General features: G+C 70.0%; 10 protein-coding genes. 3 read left to right on the plus strand and 7 right to left on the minus strand.

Annotated elements, in window-relative coordinates:
• Positions 1-198: 198 nt before the first annotated feature.
• The gene (locus tag JQS43_RS05365; RefSeq protein ID WP_239677951.1) at positions 199-960 is read left to right on the plus strand and encodes a class I SAM-dependent methyltransferase; all 762 of its coding nucleotides are present in this window, start codon (positions 199-201) and stop codon (positions 958-960) included.
• A 131-nt stretch (positions 961-1,091) separates the two neighbouring features.
• Positions 1,092-1,874, plus strand: a complete 783-nt coding sequence (locus JQS43_RS05370; RefSeq protein WP_239677952.1) for a carbohydrate-binding protein — start codon at positions 1,092-1,094, stop codon at positions 1,872-1,874.
• 30 nt (positions 1,875-1,904) lie between these two features.
• On the opposite strand, the gene JQS43_RS05375 is transcribed toward JQS43_RS05370, so the two are convergent.
• Together JQS43_RS05375 and JQS43_RS05380 are read right to left on the minus strand one after the other, a co-directional pair.
• The gene (locus JQS43_RS05375) at positions 1,905-2,384 is read right to left on the minus strand and encodes a DUF6232 family protein (RefSeq protein WP_239677953.1); all 480 of its coding nucleotides are present in this window, start codon (positions 2,382-2,384) and stop codon (positions 1,905-1,907) included.
• Positions 2,385-2,415: 31 nt separating this feature from the next.
• The gene (locus JQS43_RS05380; RefSeq protein ID WP_239677954.1) at positions 2,416-3,969 is read right to left on the minus strand and encodes a multicopper oxidase family protein; all 1,554 of its coding nucleotides are present in this window, start codon (positions 3,967-3,969) and stop codon (positions 2,416-2,418) included.
• Between the two features lie 69 nt (positions 3,970-4,038).
• On the opposite strand from JQS43_RS05380, the gene JQS43_RS05385 reads away from it, so the two are divergent.
• The gene (locus JQS43_RS05385; RefSeq protein ID WP_239677955.1) at positions 4,039-4,374 is read left to right on the plus strand and encodes a PadR family transcriptional regulator; all 336 of its coding nucleotides are present in this window, start codon (positions 4,039-4,041) and stop codon (positions 4,372-4,374) included.
• Here JQS43_RS05385 and JQS43_RS05390 read toward each other — a convergent pair.
• The 5 genes from JQS43_RS05390 to JQS43_RS05410 all read right to left on the minus strand — a co-directional run bounded on the left by JQS43_RS05390 (position 4,371) and on the right by JQS43_RS05410 (position 10,399).
• The gene (locus tag JQS43_RS05390; protein WP_239677956.1) at positions 4,371-5,003 is read right to left on the minus strand and encodes a permease prefix domain 1-containing protein; all 633 of its coding nucleotides are present in this window, start codon (positions 5,001-5,003) and stop codon (positions 4,371-4,373) included. The two genes, JQS43_RS05385 and JQS43_RS05390, sit on opposite strands and share 4 nt — an antisense overlap.
• An 83-nt stretch (positions 5,004-5,086) precedes the next feature.
• Positions 5,087-6,460, minus strand: coding sequence for an NADP-dependent succinic semialdehyde dehydrogenase (locus JQS43_RS05395; protein ID WP_239677957.1), 1,374 nt, complete (start codon positions 6,458-6,460; stop codon positions 5,087-5,089).
• Between the two features lie 51 nt (positions 6,461-6,511).
• On the minus strand, positions 6,512-7,357 hold the full coding sequence (locus tag JQS43_RS05400; RefSeq protein WP_239677958.1) for a DUF6807 domain-containing protein: 846 nt from the start codon (positions 7,355-7,357) through the stop codon (positions 6,512-6,514).
• The gene (locus tag JQS43_RS05405) at positions 7,358-8,779 is read right to left on the minus strand and encodes a pectate lyase family protein (protein ID WP_239677959.1); all 1,422 of its coding nucleotides are present in this window, start codon (positions 8,777-8,779) and stop codon (positions 7,358-7,360) included.
• A gap of 231 nt (positions 8,780-9,010) precedes the next feature.
• Entirely contained in the window at positions 9,011-10,399 is a 1,389-nt protein-coding gene (locus JQS43_RS05410) for a pectate lyase family protein (RefSeq protein ID WP_239677960.1), read from the minus strand.
• Positions 10,400-10,481: the final 82 nt, after the last annotated feature.

Consider the following 10,481-nt stretch of genomic DNA (forward strand, 5'->3'; position numbering starts at 1 on the left):
AGGACGAAAAGCCAAAACCCGGAAGACCTTCTGGTCGAGAAATATCGAACAACCGATGCTTGCGGGGCTGGTCGTGGTGGCATAGCGCGCTTAGCGGACATTTAGCTGTAGAGCACTGGTGACGATTCGTAATCGACCTTTGCCGACGCGCCGGCCCCGGGTTGTCGGACCCGTCGGCCGGTAACTAGCCTAAGACCTATGACTCCTTACGACATCGACCCTGTCGCATGGCACGAGAGCTGGGATCGACAGCAGGAAGCCTTCATGCCCGACCGCGAGCAACGCTTCTCCGCGTTACTGGATGTGGTGGATGCGGTGACCGGCGGTCAACCGATGCGGGTGCTCGACCTGGCCGGCGGCCCGGGTTCCCTCTCGCTGCGGGTCCGGCAGCGGTTCCCCGATGTGGTCACCACGGTGGTCGACATCGACCCGGTGCTACTCGCCATCGCCCGCGCGTCACTGCCGGGCGGCGCTTCGGTGGTGAGCGCCGACCTGTCCGACCCGGACTGGCTGGCGGCGCTACCTCACCGGGAGTACGACGCCGTGCTGACCGCCACCGCACTGCACTGGTTCCCGGCCGAGCGGGTCGCCGAGATCTACGCGGAGGCGTGGCAGGTGCTCCGGCCCGGCGGAGTCTTTGCCAATGTGGACCACATCATCGACGACGGGCTACCCAGCCTCGCCGAGCGACTGGAGCAACGGGCGCGCGAGCGGCGGCATGCCCGGTGGGCAGCGGGCGCGGTGCTGTCCTGGCAGGGTTGGTGGGAGCACGTGGCGAACGATCCGGTGCTGGGGCCGCTAGCGGCCGAGCGGGCCAAGATCTTCGAGATCGAGCACCGCTCCTCGGAATCCTTCCCGCCGCTGTCGTGGCACCTGACGGCGCTTCGTAGCGCAGGCTTTACTGAGGTGGGCTCGGTCTGGCGCGGGGGCGCGGAGGGGGCCGTCGCCGGGGTGCGCTGAGCGCGTTCTCCGTCACACCCGCGGCCCGGGAGTCGGTTGCTGGGGGTAAGATCGCATCGACGTGCGCCGTTGCCGGCGGTGGGTGAGGCGGCGGCGACGGGATGAGACGAGAGCGCAACCGAGAGGCGTACATGGGCGACGAACGCCACTCGCACGGGCGGAGCCGGCGCGGCACTTCGGTGGCCGCGCCGGTCCGTGGTTACCGGGGGCATCGTCGGGTCCCCGGCCGATGGTGTGGTTATCGACGGCTGGCGCTCCCCGCGTTGGCCGCCGGTGCGGTGCTGGTCGGTGGCGGGGCGTTCGCCGCGACGGTGCCGAGCGAGCGGTTCGCCCCGGCGGCGCCGGCCGGCCGGGCGGCGCCCGAAGCGGTAGAGGCGACCGCCGGTGGGCCGGTGCCGGTGCCGCCCTCACCGCCGCAACCGGCCACCGGGGCGCCGCCGCCGGAGCCGACCGCCTCCCCGTCGACCGTTCCGTCCGCGGCGGTGGAGTCCAGCCCGACCAGCGAGGCGCCCGCCAGCCCGGCGCGCTCCCCGGTGGTGCGCAACTACGAGGCGGAGCACGCCGAGCTGAGCGGCTTCGTCCAGATCTTCCCGTTGCCCGACGCCTCCGGCGGGGCGGTGGTGGGTTCGATCGGTCGGCACCGCGACAGTCACGTGCGTTTCCTGGACATTCGGGTCGAGGACCCGGGCGAGTACGAGTTGACCATCTACTATGTGGCGCCGCAGGACCGCAGCGCCGCGGTCACCGTCAACGGCGACGAACCGATCATTGTCGAGTTCCCCGGGCTCGCCACCGGTCGGGAGGTCGGTGAGGTGAGCCTCCTGATAACGCTGACGGCCGGCGCGAACGAGGTGCAGATCGGCAACCCGGCCGGCCTAGCGCCCTCGCTGGACCGGATCACCATCACCGGCTGAGCGCCCGGAGACGCCCCTGACCCTGCCCGGTCACACCTCTTCCCGTTCGACCGCCCGCTGGATGGCGCGGTAGATCGCGCCGAACCGGGCCGCGTTGTCGGTGCGGTAAAGGAGCAGATCCTGGTGACGCCACCGGACCCAGATCTCGTGCACCGAGGTGCCCCGGTCGTAGGAGCGTTCCAGCGCCATCATCGGGAATTCGAGCAGCGGGGCGAGCAGCATCAGTAGCACCACGCCGAGCCCGACCAGCGCCACCGCGAGCCCGATCTGCGCCGCGATCCCGTGTTCGCGGGCGATGAAACCCGCCGCCAGCACCCCGCCGATGAACACCGGCACGGTCAGGATCGCGATCAGGCCGAACCGGGCGAACCGGCGGGTGGTGGTCTCCAGGGTCGGGCGGCCCCGTTCGTGCCAGACGTAGGTCAGTTCGTCGGTCGGGAAGACCCGCGGGCCGACCTCGATCGCGCGGTCGGTGACCCGTACCTGGCTGTCCCGGTAATAAGTGGTCACCTCTCCAGAGTAGATGCACTGTGCGATTCGGTCACTGCTGATCGTGGTCGTGGTTAGCTCCGTGGCCATCGTGGTGGCCGTGCCCGTGATCTTCGTGCTGGTCGAGGTCACCGGCCGACTGCCCCTCCTCGACCAACACGAACTGGCCCATCATGCCGTCGTCCTCGTGGCGGAGCAGGTGGCAGTGGAACATGTACGGGATGTCGGGGTCGGGGTAGTCGGAGAAGCGTGCGATCAGCTCGAAGCTCACCCCCGCGGGTAGATAGACGGTGTCTTTCCAGCCGGCCAACTCCGGCGGCGGCCCGGCGCCGCCGACGGAGAGTACTTGGAACTGCACGTCGTGGATGTGGAAGTTGTGCGGAGTGCCGTCCGCGTTCTGCACCCGCCATACCTCGACGCTGCCGGCGGTGACCGCGAAGTCGATCCGCGACATGTCCATCCGCTGGCCGTTGATGTGGCTTCCGCCCAGCTGTAGCGACCTCGTCGCCACCGCCTCGGCCGGGTCCAGCCGGGGCACCTCGACCAGGTCGGTCGGCACCTCCGGGCGTGGCGCCAGCTGGTCGGCCGCCCGCAGCTGCAAGATGTCGAGGGTGTCGTCGCCGCCGCCGAAGCGGCTGCCATAGGCGTTGACGCCCAGCTCAGGTGGGTAGCTGCGGAGTGTGGCCGTCTCGGCAGGCGCCAGCTCGACCACCAGCTCCGCCCGTTCACCGGGGGAGAGCATGACCCGGGTGGTGTGGTGGGGCTCGCTGAGCAGGCCGCCGTCGGTTCCGATCAGTGCGAACCGACGGTCGTCGGCGAAGCCGAAGTCGTAGCTGCGGGCGGTGGATCCGTTCAGCAGCCGCAGCCGGACCCGCTCGGTGGTCACATCCAGGTACGGCGACGGGGTGCCGTTGACCACGATCGAGTCGCCCAGGATGCCCACCCCGCTCAGGAAGTTGGCGGAGGCGTCGAGCTCCCCGTCGTCGAACTGTTTGTCCTGCACCACGACGGGGATGTCGTCGACGCCGTACTCGTCCGGCAGCGGCAGCGCGGCGCCGGGCTCGTCCTCGATCAGGAAGAGTCCGGCGAGGCCGCGGTAGACCTGTTGTTCGGTCTCGCCGTGTGGGTGGGGGTGGTACCACAAGGTGGCGGCGGGTTGGTCGATGCGCCAGCTGGGGGCCGCGCTTTCACCGGGCCCGATGGCGGTGTGCGGGCCGCCATCCATCGCGGCGGGGAGCCCCATCCCGTGCCAGTGCACGGTGGTGGGGTCGGGGAGCTGGTTGTCGATGTTGACCGTGACCTGCTCGCCGCGGCTGGCGCGGAGCGTCGGGCCGAGGTAGTCGCCGTTGTAGCCCCAGGTCTCCATGGGGCCGCCGCCGAGGTCGTGCTGGCCGACGCCGGCGGCGAGGTCGAAGACCCGGTGCCCGTCGTCGTCGAGCTCACCCTCGAGCAGCGGCGGGATGGCCAGCGGCTGGTCGAAGGCGAGTTGGCCGGTCGTGTCGAGAACGGCTCGTTGCCAGGTCCAGGCGCCGGCACCCGCCAGCGCGGCGCCGCCGAGCAGGACCAGCGCTAATGCGCTCGCGATGAGGATGGGGATGCGTCGCATGGCGTCCCTACTTGTAGGTTGCTTACATGTAGGCTGGCTACTCTAGCACTCTACAGGTAGGCTGGCTACATGAAGCCCGATCTGCTGCGCGGCCATCTCGACGCGATGATTCTGGCGGTGCTGGAGCACCAGCCCCGGCACGGCTACGCGATCATGGAGGCGTTACAGGCGCGCAGCGGCGGAGCGCTCGACCTGCCGACCGGCACGCTCTATCCGGCGCTGCGTCGGCTGGAACGGGCCGGCTACCTTCGCAGCGACTGGAGCACCGTCGGTGGCCGCCAGCGCCGGACCTACCAGCTCACCGAGGGCGGTGCCCGCGCACTCCGCGCGGAGCGGACCCAGTGGCGGGAGTTCAGCACCGTGGTCGAGGGGGTGCTCCGAGCCGGCCCGGCCGGCGCCGGCTAACCGGCGACGAGAGCGCGCCGCGCCGAGCGGGCAACCACCAGCAGCGGCACCAGCAGCAGCCCGACGGAGAGCGCCACGCTGACTACCAACCCGCCCGGAGCGACCACGGTCATCGCCGCGCCGAGCACTCCGAAGACCACGCAGGCGGTCAGCACCGCCCAGCCCAGCCCGCGGGCGAGCGCCGCCGGCGCCCACCGCCGAGTCGCCGCCCCACTGGCGACCAACGCCGCGACCGCGGCCAGGACGGTCGCCGTCCCCAGCCAACTCAGCACCTGATCGAGCACCGCGTACCCGCCGGGCCAACGGGCCGTCCCGGAGCCCAGCAGCAACGCCCCCGCCGCCTGCCACAACAACGGCTGGGCCGTGAGCAGGGCCACCGCGAGCAGCACCGCCCGGCGCGCCTGCGACAGTGCGAGCTCGGTCTGGAACGCCGCCGCGATCTCGTCGGAAGAGCCAAAGTCGGCCACCGCCCGCCGCCTCGCCTCACCCTCGGGTGTGCCGGCCCGTTGGTACGCCTCGGCGGCGTCGACCAACCCGTCCCGAGCCTCTGCTACCAGGTCTCGCCGGCATCGGCCCGGCCCCACCAGCGACCGGGACAACCGGTCCAGGTATGCCTCGATGACGTCCACCGGTCAAGTCTGAGGGACCGCACCGGTCGCAGACATCCGGGTAAGCCCTGACCGACCCCTGAGCTTGCGGCGGCACCCGCCGGTCAGGCCATCCACACAGTCTTCAGATTGCAGAACTCGCGGATGCCGTGGGCCGACAACTCCCGGCCGTAGCCCGAGTTCTTGATCCCGCCGAACGGCAGCTGCGGATGCGAGGTGACGATGCCGTTGATGAAGACCAGCCCGGCCGCCAGATCCTGGACGAAGCTCTCCTGCTCCGCGGGGTCGGCGGTCCAGGCGTTGGCGCCGAGCCCGAACGGAGTGTCATTCGCCAGCGCGACCGCGTCGGCGTACGAGTCGACCTGGAACACCCCCGCGACCGGGCCAAAGACCTCCTCGGACCACATCCGCATCTGCGGGGTCAGATCGGTGACCACGGTCGGCGGGTACCACCAGCCGGGCCGGTTCGGGCGGTCACCTCCGCAGCGCACCCGGGCGCCGTGCAGCACCGCGTCGCGTACCTGCTCCTCCACCTCATCCCGGCCGCTGGCGGTGGCGAGCGGCCCGACATCGCTGGTCTCCGCCATCGGATCGTCGAGGACCTGGGCGGCCATCGCGGCCACGAACGCGTCAGTGAACTCGTCATACACCTCTCGGTGCACCAGGAACCGCTTGGCGGAGATGCAGGACTGGCCGTTGTTCAGGCACCGGGAGGTGGTCGCCGCCGCCGCGGCGGCGGCGATGTCGGCCGACGGCATCACCACGAACGGGTCGCTGCCGCCGAGTTCCAGCACGGTCTTCTTCAACTGCTCACCGGCGATCGCCGCGACCGCCCGCCCGGCGGCCTCACTGCCGGTCAAGGTGGCGGCCCGCACCCGGTCGTCCCGCAGCACCCGGGGCACCGCGTCGGAGCCGATCAGCAACGTCGAGAAGGCGCCGTCCGGGAAGCCGGCGCGGGCGAACAGGTCGGCCAGATACAGGGCGGTCTGGGGCACATTGGAGGCGTGCTTGAGCAGCCCTGGGTTACCGGCCATCAGGGCCGGTGCGGCAAACCGCATCGCCTGCCAGAGCGGGAAGTTCCACGGCATGATCGCCAGCACCGGGCCGAGCGGTTCGTACCGGGCGTACGCGCGGCGGGCCCCCACCGCGGGCGCGTCAGCCGGCTCGTCGGCGAGGAACGCGGCGCCGTGCTCGGCGTAGAAGCGGCAGGCGGCGGCGCACTTACCGACCTCGGCGCGGGCGGCGACCAGGGTCTTGCCCATCTCGGTGGTCATCATCCGGGCGACGCTGTCAGTCTCGGCGTCGAGGATGTCGGCGGCGGCCCGCAGCCACTGCGACCGTTGCTGGTACGAGCTGCGCCGCAGCTCCTCGAAGCCGGTCGCGGCCCGGCTGAGCTGCTGCGCCACCTGCCGGTCGGTCATTGGTTCGAAGCTCTTGAGCGTCTCACCGGTGGCCGGGTTGATGGTCTCGATCGCCATGAGCGGACCTCCGGGGTAGGTCGAGCGGAGCGCCGGGCGCCCTAAGATCAACTAGTCTACCTCTGGCACGGTGCCCGGCGGGGGCTGCGAGACCCGGCCGTCGGCGACCACCACCGTGTGCCGGCCGCGCAGTGTCCCGCCGGCGGGGATGGTGCGAGGGTGCCGGAAGGCGAAGGCGGCGCAGACCCCGGGATAGCCAGCGGCCCGTACGAACCAGTGGTCGCCCGGGCCCAGCCCGGCGAAGATGAGCGTGTACGGATCCGGACCCGCGCTGCGGAGCCCGACCCAGTCGGCGGTGCTCCCGTTCACCGCCGCTTCGCCCGCGGCGGCGGCGGAGAACACCTCTGGTGGGGCGTCGCCGGCCGCCGCCCGCCAGAAGAAGCCGCCGTAGCCACACGGGCCGGGTCGGCCGTTGGTCGCCGGGCTGCCGAGGGTGATCTCCCGCCCGGCTGGGGCGGTGAGCGTGTAGGAGACCTCCAACGCCCAGGCGTCGGGGTGGCCGGGCACCAGTCGTGCCCGCAGCTCGCGCTGCTCGTCGAGGAGCAGGTCGCCATCGTGACCAAGCCACTGCAGGCGCGCGACGAGGTGGTCGTCGCGCTCGGTGAGGAACTCCCGGTGCTGGATCGAGCCGTGGTCGGCCAGCCAGGTGTAGCCGGTGTCCCGCAGGTAGGTGCGGCCGCCCCATAGATTGTTGCCCGCGACGTCGGCCACGGTCAGTGAGGCGCCGAGGTGCCAGCGGTGGTCATCGGGCAGCGCGTCGGTGACCACGGTGCCGCGCAGGGTGCGGACCGGGTGCAGGAACGGTCTGGGAGCCAACGTCGGGTCGAGCGCTGGTGCCAGCTGGTACTCGGCGACGACGCGATCCCGTAGCCGTAGCCGCACCCGGTCACTGTCCATCTAGAAGCTCAACCTCCCGGCGCCGGCGCCGTTGACCACCGTCGACGGCACGTTCTGTGGATTGGTCAGCTGGTAAGAATAGGGGATGCTGGCGACGCTGCCGCCGGTCTCCGGGGTGCCGGAGTTGACCAGAACGTTGTCGCGGAACACCAGGCTGCCCGGGCCGGACGCGGCGTAGCCGACGTGGGTCGGGTTGCTGACGTTCTGGAAGTAGTTCCCCTCGACCAGCACCCCGGCTCCCATCGTGGAGGCGACGCCGTACTCCCGGTTGTCCCGGAAGTAGTTGTTGAAGACGTGCACCGGGTTCCCGAACCGGACCCGGGGATGCCGGGTGTGGGTGCCGTCGAAGTAGTTGTGGTGGTAGGTCACGCGCAGATTGCCGATGTCGGCGGTGTGGCCGTCGCTGTGCCCCAGCAACATGCTCTTGTCGTGGTTGTAGAAGTGATTCCACGAGACCGTGACGAAGTCCGACTCCCGCTTGACGTCGACCGCGCCGTCGTAGCCGTTGGTGAACGAGTTGTGGTCCACCCAGATGTTGGTCGCCGACTCCTGGACGTTGACTGCGTCGTCGTTCCAGTCTCGGAAGTGGATATTGCGGATGATCACGTTGTGGTCACCGTTGATGTTGAATCCGCAGCCGGCGATGGTGGCGTTGCTGCCCACTCCGAGGATGGTCTTGTTGGAACGGGTACGCAGCATGCCGGAGCAGTTGATGGTCCCGGAGACGTGGATCACCGCGGGGGAGGCGGAACCGACCGCGTTCGACAGCGCTGCGGCGCTGGTTACCGTGATCGGCGAGGCGTTGCCGCCCCCGGTGGTGCCGCCGTTCATGCTCGCCCAGCCGATCGGGCCCCCGGGCGGCGGCGGGGTTCCCCCACCACCATCGACCGGCGCCAGCTGCCACTGCTGATTCCAGGTGCCGTGGGAGTCGTACTGGGAGAGTCGGGCGCCGCTGTGCGTCGCCCACTCCCACAGGTCCAGCGCCTTACCGCTGAAGCGATTGATGAAGCTGGCGTACCCGTCGCCCCGGTCGACGATCTGCCACTGCTGGTTCTCCCCACTGAGGTCGTGCCACTGCCGGATCTCAGCGCCGTTGTCCGGGTTCCAGTTGTAGACATCGAGCGCCATCCCGCTGTGCCGGGCGACGATCCGGTAGTAGCCGTTGCCGGCGGGGACGAACTCGAACTGCTGGTTGGCCTGCTGGCCGGGGGAGTGCTGGACCACCTCGGCGCCGGCGCTGGTGGAGCCGCCGGCCACGTCGACCGCGAGACCGCTGTGGCGGGAGATGAGCTGGTAGTAGGTGCCCGGCTGGACCTGGGCGGTGGCCGGGCTGCTCGGCATCGCGACCAGCCAGCTGGTCGCGGCGACACATAACGCCGCCAGGGTCGCGAAACTGCGGCGACGTAGGGATCGGGTGCGCATGTCAAACTCCAGTCGATGAGGTGGTGCCGTCGAATCGGCGGCCCCGGCTCGGTGCGTGGGCGGCGTGGCTGGGTTGGCTCCCGATGCTGTGAGTCTAGAGATATTAGTTTGCAAATACAACGAAGTGGGTTTGCAGGTACGGCAAGCCTTTCGCCCAGTGGTGGCGACCTACCCACGCCAGCCCGCCGGCGGGTGCGCGATCCGCGCACCCGCCGGCGGGCCGGTCCCGAGTCAGCCCAAGAAGGGCAGCTTGCCAGCGCCGGCGGCGAGCGGCACCACCGCCGCGACCGCGGGAGCCGGCAGCACGGGTCCGCGCCGCAGCTGTGGCGTCCAGCCGACGTCGTCGCCGAGCGGCGGGTCGTTGCCCGCGTTATACGCCGCGAGCAGGCTCATCGGCCGGCCGATGCCGGGGCCGGTGCGAACCCAGCTGCCGTGCTCGGTGAGGTCGGTGCCGCCCCATTCGTAGATGACTTCGGCCGGGTCGACCCCGGAGCCGCGGAGATCGAGGTAATTGTTTTCGTAGTACCCCTGCGACTCGACCCCGACGCCCCAGAGATACTCGAAGTCGAACGAGTTCGCGGTGACCGCGACCCGGAAGAGGTTGTTGTAGACATCGATCTTCCCGAACCGCATCCGCGGCGCCCGTTGCCCGATCCCATCGAAGACATTGTGCCGGAGCGTGACGTTGAGCCGGCCCGGGTCCCCGCCGTCGGGGTTGTTGGTGGAGCCGATCAGCATCATCTTGTCGTGATCCCGGAAGATGTTGTGGGAGACGGTCACCAGGTCGGCGGTGTGGGTGATGTCGAGCTGCCCGTCGTAGACCTCGAACTTGCGGCCAAAATACTCGGGAAGGTCATCGGGCGAGGTCAGGAACGAGTTGTGGTCGATCCAGACATTCTCGCTGCGCCGCACCGACAGCTGGTCCCAGTTGGAGTTCCAGTTGCCGCTCGCGCCGTCCAGCGGATCCCACGCGGGGAAGCAATCGTAGGCGTCGCGGAAGGTGAGATTGCGGAGGATCACGTTGTCGGCGTTGTTGACCATCAGCGTGAGGTGGGTCAGGGTGCCCCGGTCCAGCCCGATGATGGTCGTGTTCGGGCCGACGTTGATGACGGTCTGCGCCTCCTGGTTGCGCATCGAGCGCTCCCGCGCCTCCGCGAGCGGCCCGTGCGGGCGCTCCTGCCAACCCCACACCGCCGGGTCGTAGGCGGCCAGGTATTCGTCGAAGTCGTACGCCGGGTCGGCGAGCTGCTGGCAGTCGAGCAGCTCGCCGTCGGGCCCTTCGAAGCCGTCGATAGTGCCCTTGACAAAGACGACCTTCGGAACGTCGTTGCCAGCGTTTGTCGCGTTGTCGCCACCGAGCGCTTCGATCAGCGAAGCTCGATCGGTGGCGATGTGGATCTGGTCGGCGGTAGCGGCGGAGCCGCCGGTGGTGCCGCCGCCGGCCGATCCCCACCCGTCTCCGGTGGGTAGGGTCTGCTTGCCGTAGCCGAGCGCGGTCAACGGGGGACCGCCAGCGGGTGGAGCCGCGGCGGCGGGACCGCTGGCGAGCGTGGGAGCGACCGCGACCCCCGCGGCCAGTGCGGTCGCGGCGAGGGTGGCAGCCCATCTGCGCGAGGTCATGTTTGCCTCCTAGGGGCGGGACTCGGCGCCCGGACGCATCCCGTGCCAGGAGCCGGGCTCCTCATTGCACCTTAGGAAAGGG

This window comes from Natronosporangium hydrolyticum (assembly GCF_016925615.1).
Taxonomy (GTDB): domain Bacteria; phylum Actinomycetota; class Actinomycetes; order Mycobacteriales; family Micromonosporaceae; genus Natronosporangium; species Natronosporangium hydrolyticum.